Source organism: Streptomyces sp. CA-106110, assembly GCF_050936285.1.
Taxonomy (GTDB): domain Bacteria; phylum Actinomycetota; class Actinomycetes; order Streptomycetales; family Streptomycetaceae; genus Streptomyces.
In genome coordinates this window covers 1,658,291-1,675,253 of the sequence record NZ_JBNJNB010000001.1, presented here as the reverse complement: position 1 = coordinate 1,675,253, position 16,963 = coordinate 1,658,291, and the positions used below count along the sequence as shown (strand labels likewise).

Annotated in this window: 15 protein-coding genes and 1 pseudogene; 10 read left to right on the top strand and 6 right to left on the bottom strand. The window is 71.9% G+C overall.

The features are described 5' to 3' along the window. Window positions 1–18: 18 nt before the first annotated feature. Window positions 19–696 carry a sigma-70 family RNA polymerase sigma factor gene (locus ACQEXA_RS07850; RefSeq protein ID WP_432935745.1) on the bottom strand — a complete coding sequence of 226 codons (678 nt, stop codon included), beginning with the start codon at window positions 694–696 and terminating at the stop codon, window positions 19–21. A gap of 183 nt (window positions 697–879) precedes the next feature. Here ACQEXA_RS07850 and ACQEXA_RS07845 point away from each other — a divergent pair, with 183 nt between their 5' ends. Continuing rightward, the gene (locus ACQEXA_RS07845) at window positions 880–1,902 is read left to right on the top strand and encodes a MerR family transcriptional regulator (protein WP_432935747.1); all 1,023 of its coding nucleotides are present in this window, start codon (window positions 880–882) and stop codon (window positions 1,900–1,902) included. Window positions 1,903–2,140: 238 nt separating this feature from the next. Here ACQEXA_RS07845 and ACQEXA_RS07840 read toward each other — a convergent pair whose 3' ends face one another. Together ACQEXA_RS07840 and ACQEXA_RS07835 are read right to left on the bottom strand one after the other, a co-directional pair. Further along, window positions 2,141–3,523 carry a cryptochrome/photolyase family protein gene (locus ACQEXA_RS07840; protein WP_433129184.1) on the bottom strand — a complete coding sequence of 461 codons (1,383 nt, stop codon included), beginning with the start codon at window positions 3,521–3,523 and terminating at the stop codon, window positions 2,141–2,143. Window positions 3,524–3,596: 73 nt separating this feature from the next. Continuing rightward, window positions 3,597–5,126 (bottom strand): SDR family oxidoreductase, encoded by a 1,530-nt coding sequence (locus ACQEXA_RS07835; protein WP_433129182.1) that lies wholly within the window; start codon window positions 5,124–5,126, stop codon window positions 3,597–3,599. Between the two features lie 271 nt (window positions 5,127–5,397). Here ACQEXA_RS07835 and ACQEXA_RS07830 point away from each other — a divergent pair, with 271 nt between their 5' ends. Both ACQEXA_RS07830 and ACQEXA_RS07825 read left to right on the top strand, forming a co-directional pair. Next, window positions 5,398–5,565 carry a hypothetical protein gene (locus ACQEXA_RS07830; protein WP_359401553.1) on the top strand — a complete coding sequence of 56 codons (168 nt, stop codon included), beginning with the start codon at window positions 5,398–5,400 and terminating at the stop codon, window positions 5,563–5,565. A gap of 463 nt (window positions 5,566–6,028) precedes the next feature. Continuing rightward, complete coding sequence (locus ACQEXA_RS07825; RefSeq protein WP_432921964.1) at window positions 6,029–7,303, top strand: ISL3 family transposase; 1,275 nt, start codon at window positions 6,029–6,031, stop codon at window positions 7,301–7,303. A 33-nt stretch (window positions 7,304–7,336) separates the two neighbouring features. On the opposite strand, the gene ACQEXA_RS07820 is transcribed toward ACQEXA_RS07825, so the two are convergent. Then, the gene (locus ACQEXA_RS07820; RefSeq protein WP_433129180.1) at window positions 7,337–8,653 is read right to left on the bottom strand and encodes an IS701 family transposase; all 1,317 of its coding nucleotides are present in this window, start codon (window positions 8,651–8,653) and stop codon (window positions 7,337–7,339) included. A 202-nt stretch (window positions 8,654–8,855) separates the two neighbouring features. On the opposite strand from ACQEXA_RS07820, the gene ACQEXA_RS07815 reads away from it, so the two are divergent. The 3 genes from ACQEXA_RS07815 to ACQEXA_RS07805 all read left to right on the top strand — a co-directional run bounded on the left by ACQEXA_RS07815 (window position 8,856) and on the right by ACQEXA_RS07805 (window position 11,163). Continuing rightward, complete coding sequence (locus tag ACQEXA_RS07815) at window positions 8,856–8,939, top strand: putative leader peptide (RefSeq protein WP_359401602.1); 84 nt, start codon at window positions 8,856–8,858, stop codon at window positions 8,937–8,939. 343 nt (window positions 8,940–9,282) lie between these two features. Continuing rightward, the gene (gene ssuE, locus ACQEXA_RS07810; protein WP_433129178.1) at window positions 9,283–9,837 is read left to right on the top strand and encodes an NADPH-dependent FMN reductase; all 555 of its coding nucleotides are present in this window, start codon (window positions 9,283–9,285) and stop codon (window positions 9,835–9,837) included. Between the two features lie 183 nt (window positions 9,838–10,020). After that, complete coding sequence (locus ACQEXA_RS07805) at window positions 10,021–11,163, top strand: LLM class flavin-dependent oxidoreductase (protein ID WP_432935758.1); 1,143 nt, start codon at window positions 10,021–10,023, stop codon at window positions 11,161–11,163. 286 nt (window positions 11,164–11,449) lie between these two features. Here the strand turns inward: ACQEXA_RS07805 and ACQEXA_RS07800 are convergent, their stop codons facing one another. Beyond that, complete coding sequence (locus tag ACQEXA_RS07800; protein ID WP_433129176.1) at window positions 11,450–12,490, bottom strand: acyl-CoA dehydrogenase family protein; 1,041 nt, start codon at window positions 12,488–12,490, stop codon at window positions 11,450–11,452. Window positions 12,491–12,589: 99 nt separating this feature from the next. Between ACQEXA_RS07800 and ACQEXA_RS07795 the strand changes: the two genes are divergently transcribed. From ACQEXA_RS07795 to ACQEXA_RS07780, 4 genes and pseudogenes are all read left to right on the top strand, one after another. Then, complete coding sequence (locus ACQEXA_RS07795) at window positions 12,590–12,946, top strand: YciI family protein (RefSeq protein ID WP_432935763.1); 357 nt, start codon at window positions 12,590–12,592, stop codon at window positions 12,944–12,946. Beyond that, window positions 12,946–14,151: an RNA polymerase sigma factor gene (locus ACQEXA_RS07790; protein WP_432935766.1), complete on the top strand. Its 1,206-nt coding sequence runs from the start codon at window positions 12,946–12,948 to the stop codon at window positions 14,149–14,151. Before ACQEXA_RS07795 ends, ACQEXA_RS07790 begins: the two co-directional genes overlap by 1 nt. Window positions 14,152–14,633: 482 nt before the next feature. Further along, window positions 14,634–15,351, top strand: a pseudogene (locus ACQEXA_RS07785) (phospholipase); the annotation flags it as partial. 61 nt (window positions 15,352–15,412) lie between these two features. Beyond that, window positions 15,413–15,865, top strand: a complete 453-nt coding sequence (locus ACQEXA_RS07780) for a recombinase family protein (RefSeq protein WP_433129175.1) — start codon at window positions 15,413–15,415, stop codon at window positions 15,863–15,865. Here the strand turns inward: ACQEXA_RS07780 and ACQEXA_RS07775 are convergent. Further along, window positions 15,776–16,810 (bottom strand): IS630 family transposase, encoded by a 1,035-nt coding sequence (locus ACQEXA_RS07775; protein WP_433129173.1) that lies wholly within the window; start codon window positions 16,808–16,810, stop codon window positions 15,776–15,778. The two genes, ACQEXA_RS07780 and ACQEXA_RS07775, sit on opposite strands and share 90 nt — an antisense overlap. Between the last annotated feature and the right edge of the window lie 153 nt (window positions 16,811–16,963).

Genomic DNA, 16,963 nt, shown 5'->3' with positions numbered 1-16,963 from the left:
GCCGATCGTGATGCCCTGTCAGATGCCGTCCTGCTGTTGCAGACAGCGGCGCAACTGGTGCAGCCCGCGCCGGGCGTGGCTCTTGACCGTGCCGAGGGGCCAGCCGGTCCGTGCGGCGATCTGCGTCTGGGTCAGGTCCTCGTAGAAGGCCAGACGCAGTACCCGCTGCTGGGCCGCGGGAAGCCGGGACAGCGCCCGCCCCACCACCACGCGGTCGAGGACGGACTCCGGCTGCGCAGCGCATTGCCCGGCCGGGTTCAGGCGCGATCCCGCCGCAGCGACCAGGTCGCTGCGGCGCGCCCGGGCCGACAGCGCGTCGGCGATCTTGCGCCGGGCGATGCCCACGATCCAGCCCGGCAGCGCGCCGCGATCGGGCCGGTAGCCGCCCCGCCCGCGCCACACGCCGAGAAAGACCAGCTGGGTGACGTCCTCGGCCTCCTTCGCGTCCCCGAGCGAACGCCACGCCAGCGTGTGCACCAGGGCCGACCAGCGCAGATAGGTCTCGGTCAGACAGGCCTCGTCACCCGCCACCAGGCCCTCGGCCAACTCCTCGTCCGCCAGCGAACCGGGGACCTGGTCCCGCCAGGACCCCTCCGTACGCACCGCCGGGGGAGCGGTGTGCCCATGCGGACGGACAAGGACGCCCGCGCCGCCCTGAACACCGCAGTCGTCGCCGGAGTGCTGGTGAACGGGCATGACGACGGCTCCTCACATCGGGCGGCGACCGTCCCGCTCGCCCGCGGGGCGGCCGGATCGCGGTGTGCGGTCCGGAGTGGGCCTGTCACCGGGACGGGCCGACCCGTCCCGGTGTGTCGCCATCGTCCGCGGTGGACGGGATTGCCCACAACTTGCATCGATTCTGCGTCGTATAGTCGTGCGGTGGACAAGCCCGGAGCCGTCCCGAGCGGCGGTGAGCGACCTCGACCGGCCCACGAGCGGGCGGACCCTGGACTGACGACGGGCGCGCTCGCCCGCCGCCTCGGCGTGTCGCCCACCACGCTGCGGTCCTGGGACCGCAGATACGGGCTCGGGCCCGCGGTCCGGCCCGACGGACGGCACCGCCGCTGGACTCCCCAGGACGTGGCGATGCTGGAGACCATGTGCCGGCTCACCTCCGTCGGCGTCCCGCCCGCCGAGGCGGCACGGATCGCGAAGGAAGGAGCGGGCTCCGCACCGCCCACCGCGCCGGTGCCGCCACCCGAGCCGGAAACCCGGTCGCGGGCGGCGGGCACCCTGCCCCTCGGGGACGTGCGTCAGGAGTGCCGCGGCCTCGCCCGGGCCGCGGTACGGCTGGACGCGGCGGCCGTCGAGGAGCAACTCGCCTCGGCCGTCGAGCAACACGGCCTCACCGTCGCCTGGGAGGAGGTCATGGTGCCGACCCTGCACGCCGTCGGACGCAAGTGGGCGTCCTCCGGGGACCGTTACGTCGAGGTCGAGCACCTGTTGTCGTGGCACGTCTCCACCACGCTCAGGCGCCGCACCCGGCCGGCCGCGCCGGGCGACGCCGCCGGCGCGGGGCCGGTGGTGCTGGCCTGCGTTCCCGGTGAGGAGCACACCCTCGCGCTGGAGGCGCTCAACGCGGGGCTGAGCGAACTGCGCCTGACCACCCGCATGTTCGGTGGGGCGGTGCCGGCCGAGGCGCTCACCGCGGCGGTACGGCGGCTCGGCCCCGCGGTCGTGGTGCTGTGGGCGCAGGCGCGATCGACGGCGAGCGTGCCGCTGGCCCGGCATGTGGCCGCCACGGAGTGGGGTGTGCGGGGGGCGCGCCGGCAGCCGGTGGTCATGCTGGGCGGACCCGGCTGGGCGGGACGCGCGACGCATGGGCTGCTCCGGCCGGCCGGTCTGCGCGACGCGCTGGCCACACTGGCCGCCGGGTACGGGACCGAGCCGGCCGTGAGCTGAGCGGGACCGGTGAGCCCGCCCGCGTCGTCTCCGGGCCGTCGCCGTGACGTCAGGACGTGCGTCAGCGCGCAGCTCTTCCTTGTCGGGCAGCCGGTCCGGCGCCAGTACTGTGCGCACTACCCGTACTGCGTGCCATGCAGGGATCGCACGCCGGCTGAGTGGGTCCCGCTCGGGTCCGCCGGCGCCCAGACACGAACCGAGCTCCGAGCCGGTGCGGCCGTAGTGGCGAGGCGGCTCCTCAGTCCGAGTCCCGTCCGCGCGCCTGCCGGAAGCGGGCGAGACCTTCGGAGAGGTCCACGATCGGGTCCGGGTACGCGTCGTACTCGGCGCGCTGCGTGCCGCGCAGCTTCCACGGCTCGTGCACCGCGGGCGCCGCAAGCCCCGCGAGTTCCGGTACCCAGCGGCGTACGTACGCGCCGTCGGGGTCGTGACGCTTGCCCTGCGCGACGGGGTTGAGCACCCGGTTCGGTCTGGTGTCGGTGCCGGTTCCGGCCATCCACTGCCAATTGAGCTGGTTGTTGGCGAGGTCGCCGTCGACCAGCAGCCGGAGGAAGTGCTCGGCGCCCACCCGCCAGTCCACGTACAGGGTCTTCGCAAGGAAGCTGGCGGTGAGCAGCCGGGCGCGGTTGTGCATCCAGCCCTCGTGCCGCAGCTGGCGCATCGCCGCGTCGACCACCGGATAGCCCGTACGGCCCTCGACCCACGCCTCGATGTCCTCCCGCGCCGTGCGCTCGGAACGCCAGCGGTCGTGGTGGGTGCGGTAGTCGGAGGTGGCGGCGTCGGGCCGGACCGCCAGGACCTGACGATGGAAGTCCCGCCACGCGAGCTGCCGTACGAAGGCATCGGCACCCGGTCCGCCCGCCCGCCGTGCCCGGTGGACGACCTCCACGGGGGAAAGGGTGCCGAAGTGCAGATGGGGCGAGAGGCGGGAGGTGGCGTCGCCCGCCAGGTCGTCATGGCGGTCCGCGTAGTCGGCGACACCGGCGCGCAACCAGGCCGCGAGACGCTTCCTGCCCTCGGTCTCGCCGCCGGACGCCAGCCCTTCCGAGAGGTCCGGGAGTCCTCGGCGCGTGGGGAGTTCCCCGGACGCGACGGTGTCCGGCACCCGCACGGTGCGCGGTGCGCCGAGAGCGTCGCGCAGCCGCTGCGCCGACCACTGACGGAAGTACGGTGTGAAGACGGCGAAGTGGTCGGAGGAGGCTGGCGTCACCCCTCCGGGCGGAACGGCCGTCGTCACGGCCTCGTGCACATGCAGCCGGCGTCCCTCGGCCTCCAGTGCCTGCCGCAATCGCGTCTCGCGCCGGTGCGCATAGGCGCTGACATCGGCCGCCATGTGCACCTCGTCGGCGTCCGCCTCGGCGGCCACCCGGCACACCTCCTCCACGACGCCCCCGGACCGGACGACGAGACGGCCGCCCCGCGCGCGCAGACCGGCGTCGAGGTCCCCCAGGCAGTCGGCGAGGAACGCCAGCCGGTTCGGGGCGGTGAATCCCGCCGCATCGACGGCCGCGTCGCGGACGAACAGAGGCACCACCTGGCGGCGGCCCTCGAGGGCGGCGCGCAGCGGCGGGTGGTCGTGCAGACGCAGGTCTGCGGTGAACAGGACGACCGATACGTTCATGGGACGGACTCCGGGACGCCGGGCGGGTGGGCCGTGAGCTGCTTCGCGCCGAACAGGCCGGGCGGATGCGGGGTCAGCAGGCAGGCGGGTGTTCCGCCTCCCTGGTGAGCGGGGCCCTCGCCGCGGCCTTGGCGATGTTGCGTGCCATGCCACCGAACACGACGGCATGGAAGGGGGAGACCCCCCACCAGTAGGCGTGACCGAGCAGCCCGTGCGGATGGAACAGTGCGCGCTGGCGGTAGCGGGTGCGCCCGCAGTCGTCCCGGCCGGTGCACATCTCCAGCCAGGCGAGTCCCGGCAGCCGCATCTCGGCGCGCAGCCGCAGCAGCCGCCCCGGTTCGATCTCCTCGACCCGCCAGAAGTCCAGCGAGTCGCCGACCCGCAGTCGCTGGGCGTCGCGTCGTCCACGGCGCAGGCCGACCCCGCCGGCCAGCCGGTCGAGCCATCCGCGCGCCGCCCAGGCGAGGGGAAACGAGTACCACCCGTTGTCGCCGCCGATGCCCTCGATGACGCGCCACAGCGCCTCGGGCGAGGCGTCGACCCCCAGCTCGCGCCGGTCCGTGTAGAGGCTGCCGCCCGCCCACTGGGGGTCGGTGGGCAGCGGATCGCTGGGGGCCCCGGGCGGCGAGGCGGACGACCAGCGGGTGGTGACCTGGGCGTCCCGGACCCGCTGCAGGGCGAGACCGACCGCTTCGTCGAACCCGATCGGGTGGCCGGGGGGTTCGGGCACGTACCGCGTGATGTCGTTCTCGCGGCAGACGACCTCGTGGCGCAGCGACTCGGTGAGCGGCCGGGCGATGGACGCGGGCACGGGGGTCACCAGACCGACCCAGAGACTGGACAGGCGAGGGGTCAGGACCGGGACGGGGACGATGACCCGAGGCGGAAGGCCCGCGACCGCCGCGTACCTGACCATCATCTCCCGGTACGTCAGCACCTCGGGACCGCCGATGTCGAAGGAGCGGTTGACGTCGTCCGGCATACGCGCGCTGCCGACGAGGACGCGCAGCACGTCCCGCACCGCGATGGGCTGGATGCGGGTGTGCACCCAGCTCGGGGTGACCATCACGGGCAGGCGTTCGGTCAGATAGCGCAGCATCTCGAACGAGGCCGATCCGGACCCGAGGATGACGGCGGCCCGGAGCACGGTCGTCGGCACACCCGAGTCCAGCAGGATGCGGCCGACCTCCGTGCGCGAGCGCAGATGCGGGGACAGCTCCCGGTCCGGCACACCCGCCGGGGTGAGGCCGCCGAGATAGACGATGCGCCGTACGCCGGCGGCGCGGGCCTGCTGCCCGAAGGTCCGCGCGGCCTCGCGGTCGGTCTCCTCGAAGCCGCGGCCGCTGCCCAGGGCGTGCACCAGGTAGTACGCCACGTCGATGCCGCGCATGGCGTCGGCGACCGAGTCGGCCCGGGTGACGTCCCCGGTCGCCGTCTCGACCTCGCACGCCCATGGATGGTCCCGCAGCTTCTCCGGGGAGCGGGCCAGACAGCGCACCCGGTGGCCCGCGGCGAGCAGCTCGGGGACGAGCCGGCCGCCGATGTACCCCGTGGCGCCCGTGACCAGGCAGCGCAGTCCCGGTGTGGCGTCGTCGCCGTTCATCAGCTCTCGTTCCTCCGTGTCATCGTCTCCTCAGCGATCACTTCCACTTCTGGGCCCTCTTCGGATGCGCCGACGGGGGCTTCCATGGTCACCTGGCCGTGGGTCGGTGGTTTCGTGACGGGCGCGCGGGACGGTTCCGCCGCCGCTCGGGACGTGGGCGAGCCCGGCCGATTTTGACTGGACCCGGCATGTCCGCGTCGAGTCGGGGCAGGCGGGTCCCAGGAGAAGTGTCGGTTCGAGTCGACAGTCGACGACGGAGGTGTCTGCCGCTATGGGCGCGAAGGTGTTGGAGCGGTTTTCTGCGGGAGCTCCGCGCGGGGCGTGGCCGGCGGAGGAGTACGCGGCCAAGCGCCGTGCCGAGGGTGAGCCGGCGAAGGTCGTCATGGACCTGAAGTCGGACGCGTTCCTCGTGGTGATCCCGGCAGGCGAGGACGACTGACCGGGCGGTCGTACGGGACAGGGCGCCGCTGTGCCCGTCGGCGGTTCGCGGCGGGTGCGCGCCACGCCCGGCTCCCGCGCCGTGCGCACCAACATCTTGTGAGGGTCCCTCGTGACCCCCGGATCACGCTCAACGCGGGCTGTGGCAGGCGCAGTTCCCCGGCCGCCTGGCCGCCTGGTCGCCCGGCCGCGCGGCGCAACGGGCCGAGCCCGGTGACCGCGGCGACGAATTCCGGTTCTTCCATCCGCGCCGCCGCACAATGCGGGCCCGCGCAGGGGGAGTTCAAGGGTTTCCCTGTCGGACCTTCGTGAAATTCACGGGTCCGCGATACGAGACCGGCCGGGTTTTTCTGGCTCTCCTGTCGCTTCCGTGGGTCGCTGACCAGGGGCGATGAACGCAACACGCCGTACCACAGGTACGTTTCGACTGCTGAAAGTACGAAACGGAAGAATCTGGATACGGCGTGCGATCTACAAGCATATGGACTCGGCTGCTCGGAGTCGAACACACGGTGATCGACTTGGTCGAGGCCGAGGAGGATGACAGTGCGGAGGCGGGCGCCGAGGATGTGGTGATCGTGGCCCACGCCCACCCGGCGAAGCGGCGGCGGCAACGCTGCGGGGTCTGCAAACGCCGGTGTGCCAGGTTCGACAGCGGTGAGGGCCGCCGTCGCTGGCGGGCCCTGGACTTGGGCGCGGTCCGCGTGTTCATCGAGGCCGACGCGCCGCGTGTGTCCTGCCCCGAGCACGGCGTGGTCGTCGCCCATGTGCCCTGGGCCCGTCACGGTGCCGGACACAGCCTGGCCTTCGACGACACCGTGGCCTGGCTGGCCACGCACTGCGCGAAGACCACGGTCACCCAGCTGATGCGGATCGGCTGGCGCACAGTGGGCAACATCTGCGCCCGAGTGTGGGCGGACGTCGAAGCGCGTGTGGACCTGCTCGCCGGACTGCGCCGGATCGGCATCGACGAGATCTCGTACAAGCGCCACCACAAGTACCTGACGGTGGTGGTCGACCACGACAGCAGCCGTCTGGTGTGGGCGGCGGCCGGCCGGGACAAGGAGACACTGCGGTCCTTCTTCGACCTCCTCGGCGAGGAGCGCTCGAAGAAGATCACGCATGTCAGCGCGGACGCCGCCGAATGGATCGCCACCGTGGTGGCCGAGCGCTGCCCCAACGCCGTCCGCGTGATGGACCCCTTTCACGTGGTGCAGTGGGCCACCGACGCTCTGGACGAAGTCCGCCGGGCGGTGTGGAACGCCGAGCGCGGCGGCAAGGGCCGGGTCACCGCAGGGTCCAAGGCGCTGAAGAAGGCCCGTTGGGCGCTGTGGAAGAACCCCACCGGCCTGACCGAACACCAACGTGCGCAACTGGAGTTCATCGCCAAGGCCCATCCCGTTCTTCACCGCGCCTACCTACTCAAGGAAGGACTACGCCTCGCGCTGAAGGCCGGCCCCGACACACCCGAGACGCTGCGGGACTGGGTGTCATGGGCTCGCCGCTCCCGCCTGGAGCCCTTCGTCAAGCTGCAACGGTCCATCGTCAAGCACTGGGACGCCATCACCGCCGCCGCCGAACACGGCTTGAGCAACGGCCTGGTCGAGAGCATGAACACCAAGATCCGACTGATCACCCGCATCGCCTTCGGCTTCAAGGACCCCGACGCTCTCATCGCGCTCGCCATGCTCAGCCTCGGCGGCCACCGCCCCCACCTACCAGGCCGTCACACCGCATGAACCCACCCACGGAAGCGACTCGTCTTTCGCAGTTCAGGCGGCAGCGGAGGCCCATGCCCGCTGGACTTCCAGGATTTCGGCGGCTGTTGGGGGTTGGGCCCGCAGGGGGTTAAATCGGGCGGCGATGACGGTGCGTCGCAGTGCGAGGGCCATGTCCTCGAAGGAGGGTTCCCGCTTGGTGGTGTACCAGGGTGCGGTGCTGCGGTAGGCGGCCACGTCCGCGGCCGGGTCGCCGAACTGGCTGTACCACAACGGGATCAGGCTGGTGCAAATCATGGCGAATGGCACGGTGCGTTCGACCGCGGCCCGGGTGCGGTTGCGGGCCTGCCCGGCGCCGACGACCTGCTTGGCGTCAAAGACGGCGACCTCGATGGACCAGCGCCTGGCGTAGCGGGAGACCAGGGCCGCAACTGATGAGGCCAGGTCGGTGGTGACCACGGTCAGCTCCTTGCCCCGCACGGCAGGGTTACGCACGGTCAGCACCCGCACGGGGCGGGGCCCGAAGACGCCGTACCACAGGCAGACGGTCTCGGCCACCCGCACTGTGACGGCGTGCCCGTAGCAGGTGGTGCGGCAGGGGCGGAAGCGGGTGCGGGCGGCGAGGTCGGCGCTGGTGCCCAGCCGGTCGCCCTTGAGCCGGGGGCGTCCGCGCCTGCCGGTCGGCGCGGGCGGCAGACCGTAGAAGACCGACCGGTGGGCGGCCCGGGTGGTGAAGGTGATCCGGTCGGGCAGTCCGCGCAGCACGTGCGTGGCGTAGGCGCCGTCGGCGACGACGTGCAGGGTGCGGTCGGGGAAGGCACGGGCGAGCAGTTCCACCAGGGTGCGGGCGAGCTGGACCCGGGTGACGGTGCCCTTGCCGGCCCACAGGCGCAAGAGCACCGGCAGGCAGATTGGGCGCGGGCAGCCGGGCAGGTGCACCACCAGGCCGGCGATCACCCAGCAGTGGCCCCAGCCGACCTGAAGGGGCTTGGGGGCGTTGACCGAGCCGTCGTATCCCCACAGCACGCCGAAGACCTTCTTGCCGCGGCGGCGGAAGAAGGTCTCGTCCACCGCCACCTCCAGTGCCGCATCCGACGGCAGGAGCAGGTCAGCGATCAGGCGGGCCAGGGCCAGGCCGACCCGGTCGGCCGACCAGCGGGCGGTGGAGAAGAAGCGGTGGGCGCGGGCGTGGTGCCACACCCCGCCCAGACCGGCGCCCAGCAGCATGCCGCACACGGTGTGGCGGCCGGTCTGCGCGATCATCCCCACGACCAGTGCGGTGAACACTCGGTAAGTCGGCGCCCGGAAACAGGGCCGCAAGACGCCCAGCAGCCAGTCCAGGGACGGCGGTACAGTCGGAAACGGAAGCATCGACGGGTCACTCCTCTCCGGGAGCGGAACTTCTTCTACCGCCGATGCTTCCTCGCGTCCCGGCCGACGGCGACACCCGCCGCAAGAGAACCGATCGCCGCCCCAGTCGCCACTACCGACCAAGCAAACTGCGAAAGACGAGAAGCGACAGGAGAGCCGTTTTTCTTGACTGCTCGCGCGGGCGGCTGCCACGATCGACGGCATGAAGAAGCGACTGGACCTCACGCGGCGACGCCACGTCGACCTCGCGCGCGTCTCCAGCGCCTCCTGTCGCACCGCGGCCTGATCCCCTCCGGTCCGCCGCTCGCTTTCCGCCTCACACGTCCGCTGGTCGCTCCCGGACGTATTCCTGTGGCGCCTCTGCCATGGGGCAGGTGATGCGCCCATTCCACTCCGGAATTCAGTGACACGGCTTCAAGGCAATGGGGACACGCTTCAATTCGGCCTCGACTTCCTGCATTTCCACTAGGAGATCGAGGACTTCGGCAAACGCGTGCCGCCCCTCGCCGGGGATCCGGAGTTCTGGCTGCCGGGGATGGGGTCCGGGCCCGAGTCTCTCCCCGTGCCCGCCCGACCGCTCGTCCCACGGGGCCTTTTGCGAAGGCCCGCTCCGTCCCGAAAGAGGACTCATGGCCATCGTTCTGTCCGTCTCCGGCAGTCCCTCCGCCTCCTCCCGCACCGCCCGTCTGCTGCGCCATCTGGACCAGCGGCTGATCGCCCAGGGCCACCAGGTCATCCCGCTCGACGTGCGCACCCTGCCGGCGGAGGCCCTCCTCGGCGCGGACTTCCGCCACCCGGCGATCGTCGAGGCGACCGAGCTGTTCGCACGTGCCGACGGCATCGTCGTCGGCACCCCCGTCTACAAGGCGTCCTACTCCGGGGTCCTCAAGGCGCTGCTCGACCTCCTCCCGCAGTACGCACTCGCTGGAAAGACCGTGCTGCCGCTGGCCACCGGCGGCACCACCGCGCACGTCCTGGCCATCGACTACGCGCTGCGTCCCGTCCTCAACTCCATGGGCGCGGGCCACATAGTGCAGGGCTGGTTCACCCTCGACAAGGACATCACGGTGCACGAGGACGGCTCGCTCACCGTGGCGGCGGCCGCCACCGAAGCATTGACCCAGGTCGTCGACCAGTTCTCGGCGGCCCTCGGCCGCACCCCCCTCCTCGCGGCGGCCGGCTGAGCCCCACGACTGCCCGGACCGCCCATGTGACTCTCTCAACCTGCACACCACCGGCGCGACGCCCGCACCCACACATTCCACGCCCGCCCCGCCGCGAGTTCCAGCCCGACCGCCGGTACGTGCTGAACGGACGAAGCCGCGCCCCGGCCCGCTCTGACGGACGTTCGAGATCGGAGACCTGACGTGTCCCTCACCTTCCACTGGTTCCTTCCCACCAACGGCGACAGCCGCGATGTCGTCGGTGGCGGTCACGGCACTCCGGTGACGGCCTCCGGACGGGACCGGCCGCCCACGGTCGGCTATCTGAGCCAGATCGCCCGCGCCGCCGAGGATCTCGGCTTCGTCGGCGCCCTCACCCCGACCGGTGCCTGGTGCGAGGACGCGTGGCTGACCACCGCGATGGTCAGCCAGCACACGGAACGCCTGAAGTTCCTCGTCGCCTTCCGGCCCGGCTCCGTCTCGCCCACCCTCGCCGCGCAGATGGCCTCCACCTATCAGCGGCAGACCGGCGGACGGCTGCTGCTGAACGTCGTCACGGGTGGCGAGAGCCATGAGCAGCGGGCGTACGGCGACTTCCTGGACAAGGACGCCCGTTACCGCCGTACCGGCGAATTCCTCGGCATCGTCAGGGAGTTGTGGGACGGCAAGACCGTCGACCTGGACGGCGAGCACCTGCGCGTCGAGGATGCGAAGCTGGCCCGGGTGCCCGACCCGGTCCCCGAGGTGTACTTCGGCGGTTCCTCGCCGGTCGCGGGGGAGATCGCGGCCCGGCACGCCGACGTGTACCTCACCTGGGGCGAGCCGCCCGCGCAGGTCGCCGAGAAGATCGCCTGGATCAAAGGGCTCGCCACCCGCCAGGGTCGCGCCCTGCGCTTCGGCATCCGGCTGCACGTCATCACCCGCGACACCTCCGAACAGGCCTGGGCCGAGGCGAACCGACTCCTCGCCGGCTTCGACCCCGAGACCGTCGAGTCGGTGCAGGCCGGCCTGGCCCGGAGCGAGTCCGAAGGCCAGCAGCGCATGCTCGCGCTGCACGGCAGCGGCCGGAACGGACTGGAGATCCACCCCAACGTGTGGGCCGGGATCGGCCTTGTGCGCGGCGGGGCGGGCACGGCGCTGGTCGGCAGCCACGAGGAGGTCGCGACACGGATCAAGGAGTACGCAGCCGTCGGCATCGAGGAGTTCGTACTGTCCGGGTATCCGCACCTGGAGGAGGCGTACTGGTTCGGGGAGGGCGTGCTGCCTCTGCTGGCCGCGCAGGGGCTGTGGCGGCATCCGTCCGACAAGCCGGACGCCGCCTCCTCCCAGGTGACGTTCGCGAGCTAGGGGCGGACGCCTTCGGGGCTGCCCGGTGTCGGCGGCCTGGCGTCCGCGGTCCGGCGGGGGCCGGAACGGGCCGGCGGCTGGTTCGGGACAGTGGCCGGAACGGGATGGCGGCCGGTTCGGGGCGGCGGCCGGAACGGGCTGGCGGCCGGTTCGGGGTTTGCGGTCGGTGCGGGGCGGCCGGCGGTTCCGGACAGCGGACCGTGCGGGGCGGCATCCAGCCCCTGCCGAGGCAGCGCCGCCACGCCCTGTTTCGCGCGTTCTCCGGGGCCGGCCGACGGTAGGGCGCTCAACGGGCGTTACCGGCCAGGGCGCCGAGATGGGCCCGGCGGGACTCCGCTGTCTGCCCCTGTACCAGGAGGAACATCCCCTCGCGGGCCAGTCGCTGGGCCTTGTTCGTGAGGGTCAGCGCACGTCCGCCGCCGGCCACCACCGCCGCAGTAGTGGTCTCCTGCATCACCTCGAACGCCTGGATCCTGAGGGCCAGCCGCTCCTCGGCATGCTCATCCGGGGCGGAACGGTCGGCCAGCGTGTAAGCGCGGCACCGTACCTCGTCGAGGCGGCCCCGCAGAGGTCCGGCGATGTCCTCGTCCAGCAGGCCCAGCGCCGCCTCGGCGATGCCGAACGCCGCGGGCGAGGCGTTCATGGTCCTGGCGCGGTCGGCGGCGAGCCACCCTTCGTGCGGTATCCGCAGGACCGTCGCCTCGTCCGGCAGCCACAGCCCGTCCAGCTCGAGCGACACCGTGCGCGCAGCGGTGAGCGCGGCGAGCCGCATCGGCCCCGAAGCGCGCAGTCCCCGCTGTTCGCGCGCCTCGGTGAACGCGAAGAGCGCCTCGCCGGTGTCGGTCCAGCCGGCGAGCAGCATCACATCGTTCAGACCCCACCCCGTGTACCAGGGCACGCTCCCGTCGAACCGCCAGCCCTTACGGTCCCGTACGACCCGTACCGGTGTCCGCGGGTAGGAGCGCAGATGGGCGTACGCCACCCCGGACATCAGCTCACCGCGCGCCAGCGGTCCCAACAGCCTTTCCCGCACGGCCCCTTTGCTCTTCGCCAGGGTCGTCACCGGAGTGTGGTGCTGCGTCTGCACGAACCATGTGGAACAGCAGGCCCCGGCCAGGATCTCCGCCACCCGGCGGGCGACCGGGGCGGAAGCGTCCGCGCCGCCGTACTCCTTCGGGGCGTTCAGCCCGAGCAGCCCCGAGCGCTTGATCTCCTCGACATGGCTCGGGGGCACGCCCTCCTGGTCGACGCCTTCGGCGTTCGGCGCCAGCAGTTCCGCGGCGAGCTGCCGGGCGCGGGCGATGAGCGGGTGTGCCGTGGTGGTCATGAAGAAGATTCTCCCGATGTCGTCGGGTGAGGTGTCGATCCGGGGACGCGTCGTTCGTGTAGGAGGTGAGAGAACACCCCGGGCGCCAAGGAGGACGCCATGAAGTACTACCTGCTCAGCGTGATCCAGCCGAGCGAGGGCGAGCCGCCCTCGGCCGAGGCGCTCGCGCAGATCATGCACAACGTCGAGACCTTCCACGAAGAGCTGCGAGAGGCCGGGGCCTGGGTCTTCGCCGGCGGACTGCACGGCCCGGAGACGGCCACCGTCCTGCGTCCGAAGGGCGGCGACGTACTGATCACCGACGGGCCCTACGCCGAGGGCAAGGAGTACCTCGGCGGCCTCTGCCTGATCAAGGCCCCCGATCTGGACGCGGCCCTGGAGTGGGGCCGCAGGGCGACCCGGGCCACCACCCTCCCCATCGAAGTGCGGCCGTTCATGCATCCGGCCGAGGACTGATGCCCGGCGCCAGTGACGTCGAGTCGGTCTTCCGGGCCGAGTACGGACGCGCGGTCTCCGTCCTCGTCCGCTTCCTCGGCGACATCGACGCCGCCGAGGAAGCGGTGCAGGACGCCTTCGCCACGGCCCTCAAGAGGTGGCCCGAGTCCGGCGTGCCGCCCAGCCCGGCGGGCTGGATCATCACCACCGCTCGCAACCGCGCCGTCGACCGGCTGCGCCGCGAGTCCTCCCGGGAGGCCCGCCACGCCGAGGCAGCCCGGCTGTACGCCCCCGACGCACCGGCCGAGGAGGGACCCGTGCGAGACGACCGGCTCCGGCTGATCTTCACCTGCTGCCACCCCGCGCTGGCGCCCCAGGCGCGGGTGGCGCTCACGCTCCGGCTGCTCGGCGGACTCTCCACGGCACAGATCGCCCGTGCCTTCCTGGTGCCGGAGCCCACGCTGGCCCAGCGGCTGGTCCGCGCCAAGGCCAAGATCCGCGACGCGGGCATTCCGTACCGGGTGCCCCGGGACGCCGACCTGCCCGACCGGCTCGGCGGTGTGCTGGCCGTGGTGTACCTGATCTTCAACGAGGGCTACACCGGCTCCCACGACCTGTGCGCCGAAGCCGTACGCCTCGGCCGGCTCCTGTACGACCTCATGCCCGACGAACCCGAGGTCACCGGCCTGCTCGCGCTGATGCTGCTCATCGAGGCGCGCCGGCCGGCCCGGACGGGGGACGGCGGTGAACTCGTGCCGCTGCACGAGCAGGACCGCACCCGCTGGGATCGCGCCCTGATCGACGAGGGGCAGGGACTCGTCCGTCGCTGCCTGCGCCGCGGCCGTCCGGGTCCGTACCAGATCCAGGCCGCGATCAACGCCGTGCACAGCGACGCGCCGACGGCCGGCGCCACCGACTGGGGCCAGATCCTGCGGCTGTACGAGCAGTTGACGGCGCTCACCCCGAGCCCGGTCGTCGCCCTGAACCGTGCGGTCGCCGTGGCCGAGGTCCGGGGCGCGGGAGAGGCCCTCGAACTGGTCGACGCGCTGGACCTCGACGGCTACTACGTGTTCCATGCGGTCCGCGCCGATCTGCTGCGTCGCCTGGGCCGCGACGCCGAGGCGGTGCAGGCCTACGAGGCGGCCGCCGCACGTACGGACAGCCCGGCGGAGCGGGCCTTCCTGGAGCAGCGGCGACGGGAGTCGGCGGAGGGCAGTGGGGGTTGACGGCACGGGGGCGAGTGGTAGGTCTTTCCGACCTCTGTTGGCCCGGCCGTTTCGGTCTGGTTCGGCGCGGGGGTCGGCCGCGTCCAGGTGCGGTTTGGCCGTTCGTCGGCCGCGGCCAGGTCCGGCGCGGGGTCGACCGCGTCCGGGTCCGGTTTGGCCGTTCGTCGGCCAGGTCCGGTGCGGCAGTCGGCCGCGTGCCGTGCCCACGAAAGGGGTCAACTCAGCGACAGTCCAGGCTGGTTGACCGATTGACACTCTTGACTGGTAAAGACCAGGACGGTTGAGTGTGCCTCCGCAACCCCCCACCGCGGCCGCCCCCCACCGGCGCGTGCGTGTCAGGTCCTGCTCCGCGTGTCCTTGCCCGGGGGCGGCCGTGAGCGAGCTCGTCGGAGTTTCACCGAGCGGCAACCTTGCCTGCCGACTCCCGACCATCGCTCCTGATGTCATGCACCTGCCTGTCGCCGACCACGAAGGGCCACCTCATGCGAACCCCCCACGCCCTGCTCGCCGTGACCACCGCGCTCGTCGCCGCGGTCGTGGCTCCGCCCTCCCACGCGGCCGCCGCGATTCCCTCCGATGGTGCCTACTACGTCCAGTGGTGCCTACTACGTCCAGAGCGCCGTCACCGGACTCAACGCGGCCGACAACGGGGGAGCCGTCGAGCAACACAACCCCAAGGGCAACGAGGATCGCCAGCAGTGGAACCTGAGAACGAGCGGATCCTTCTACCTGCCGGAAAGCGCCGACACCGCGGGCAGCTGCCTGGGCCGATCGGGCGACCAGGCGCGCACCGTCTCGTGCACGAGCGCGGACGCCGCTTGGGACGTCACGGCCGGCGGCAGCGACCAGTACGCACTCAAAGTCCCGGGAACGGATCGCTTCCTGACCTTGGCCGCCAAGGCCTCCGGCGCCAACTACCCCTCCCAGTTGGCGATCGGCTCCTCGGGGAGCCTCGCCGCCTGGTACCTCACCCCGGTCACCTCACCGACCAGCCCGATGCCGCCCGCGGATCAGCGCACCCTGGACCAGGTCACGTTCCTCACCGCGCACAACGCCTACGCCAATGGGGTCGACGGCGGCTTCGCCCCGCCCTTCGTGAACCTGGTGCCCAACCAGACGCGCGGCATCAACCAGCAACTCGCCGACGGGGTGCGCGGTTTCATGCTCGATATCCACCAGACCCCCGACGGGTCGGTTCTGTAACCAGCCGCACGTCTCGGCTACGCTGCCCTCTCCGAGCAACCCAGGGGAGGACACAGCCATGGCCCGCCGCGGACGCGCGTCCCTGTACATCAGATTGTCGAAAGCCGCAGACGACACGAACGTGTCCCTTGACGGCATGCTGACCGACGTCCGTGCGGTCCTCCAGCGCGAAGGCCTGGACGAAGTCGCCCTCCACGTGGACGACGGACTGTCTGGTGGCTTCCGGGACCGGCCGGAGTTCCTTTCCTGGCTTGACGATGCCCGCTCCGGCCGCTGTGACGTCCTGGCCACCTACTACACGGACAGACTTACCCGAGAGGGCCTGAACGTCGCTGCATCGCTCCTGGACGTCGTAGAGGGCAAGGACCCTGCCTCCGGTAGGCCGGCCCACCGTCCGATCAGGCTCCTGGACGCGAAGGGCCTAAGCGGCTTGCCTGAAGTTCTGCGCGTAACTCTTCGGCAGCCAGGGCGAGGCCCAGGGTGCGGCGGTGGTCAGCATCTGGGTGGGTGAGCGCTGCCGGAAGAAGGCGTGGACCTGGCGCAGGCGGCCCGGCCAGGTGACGACGGTGTTGGCAATGTGGGCCTTCAGCGCGGCCCAGATGCGCTCGACCGGGTTGTCGTGCGGGCTGTAGCGGGCGCCGAACAGCAGGCGCAGGCGGGGCTGGTCGGCCAGGTAGGCGGTCACCGCCTTCGCGTGATGAATGCTGTCGTTGTCGCAGACCACCGCGACGACCGGGGCGGCGGGGTAGGCGGCCAGCAGTAGCTGGAGGAAGGCGACGAAGGCGGCGGCATTGCGGCGGCCCAGGGTGTAGACCCAGGCGCCGGTGGCCACTTCCAGGGCCCCGAAGACGGTGGCCTGCCGGTTCTTGCCTGGGGTGGCCACCTGCTGCCGCGTCCCGCGCAGGATCCAGCTCGCCCGCACGTGCGGCAGTAGGTGCAGGTGGGTCTCGTCCTCGGCCCAGACCACCGACCCGTGGGGCAGGGCGGCGAGTTGGCGGCGCAGGGCGGCGAGGGTGCGCCTGCGCTCGGGGTCACCCCTGGCCACCAGGCGGGGCCGCCGCCAGGCCGCCTGTTCGCGAGTGTGCCGGTACACGGTGCGCAGGCTCATCTTCGGCCGGCCCAGGCGGCGCCAGATCCGGCGGATGGTCCACGGCCCGGGGCGGGTCAGCAGGCGGCGGATGCGCTCGCCCAGCCTCGGCCCGCCGAGCCGGGGCCGCCCCGCGCGGGGGCGATCGGCCAGGCCCGCCAGGCCGGCGGTGTTGTAGCGATGGATCCAGCGGCGCACCGTGGCCGGGTGGTAGCCGAGCAGCTCGCCGATCTCTCCTGCGGTCATGCCGGCCGCGGACAGCAGCACGATCACCGCGCGGGAGGCCTCTCGCCACCGGTGATGCAGCAGGTGATACAGGTGCTGGTACGCCGGACCGGGGCGGTTGGCGAACACGGATGCCGGACGCATACTGGCCTTGACCTCGCCGGTTTTGTCGTAGTTTGGTCAACCTCGATACAACACCCGGCGAGGTCTTCTCGTCATCGAGGCCATCGCGCCAGGCCGCCGCTGCCGCTCCAGATTCCGCGCAGAACTTCAGGTCATCCGCTTAGCCTCGATCCA

What these genes read in the sequence shown, in the direction of transcription:
- ACQEXA_RS07850 (WP_432935745.1), bottom strand. Translation starts at nt 696, where the DNA reads ATGCCCGTTCACCAGCACTCCGGCGACGACTGCGGTGTTCAGGGCGGC.
- ACQEXA_RS07790 (WP_432935766.1), top strand. Translation starts at nt 12,946, where the DNA reads ATGCCCGGCGCCAGTGACGTCGAGTCGGTCTTCCGGGCCGAGTACGGA.
- ACQEXA_RS07800 (WP_433129176.1), bottom strand. Translation starts at nt 12,490, where the DNA reads ATGACCACCACGGCACACCCGCTCATCGCCCGCGCCCGGCAGCTCGCC.
- ACQEXA_RS07830 (WP_359401553.1), top strand. Translation starts at nt 5,398, where the DNA reads ATGGGCGCGAAGGTGTTGGAGCGGTTTTCTGCGGGAGCTCCGCGCGGG.
- ACQEXA_RS07835 (WP_433129182.1), bottom strand. Translation starts at nt 5,126, where the DNA reads ATGAACGGCGACGACGCCACACCGGGACTGCGCTGCCTGGTCACGGGC.
- ACQEXA_RS07795 (WP_432935763.1), top strand. Translation starts at nt 12,590, where the DNA reads ATGAAGTACTACCTGCTCAGCGTGATCCAGCCGAGCGAGGGCGAGCCG.
- ACQEXA_RS07780 (WP_433129175.1), top strand. Translation starts at nt 15,413, where the DNA reads ATGGCCCGCCGCGGACGCGCGTCCCTGTACATCAGATTGTCGAAAGCC.
- ACQEXA_RS07820 (WP_433129180.1), bottom strand. Translation starts at nt 8,653, where the DNA reads ATGCTTCCGTTTCCGACTGTACCGCCGTCCCTGGACTGGCTGCTGGGC.
- ssuE (WP_433129178.1), top strand. Translation starts at nt 9,283, where the DNA reads ATGGCCATCGTTCTGTCCGTCTCCGGCAGTCCCTCCGCCTCCTCCCGC.
- ACQEXA_RS07775 (WP_433129173.1), bottom strand. Translation starts at nt 16,810, where the DNA reads ATGCGTCCGGCATCCGTGTTCGCCAACCGCCCCGGTCCGGCGTACCAG.
- ACQEXA_RS07840 (WP_433129184.1), bottom strand. Translation starts at nt 3,523, where the DNA reads ATGAACGTATCGGTCGTCCTGTTCACCGCAGACCTGCGTCTGCACGAC.
- ACQEXA_RS07815 (WP_359401602.1), top strand. Translation starts at nt 8,856, where the DNA reads ATGAAGAAGCGACTGGACCTCACGCGGCGACGCCACGTCGACCTCGCG.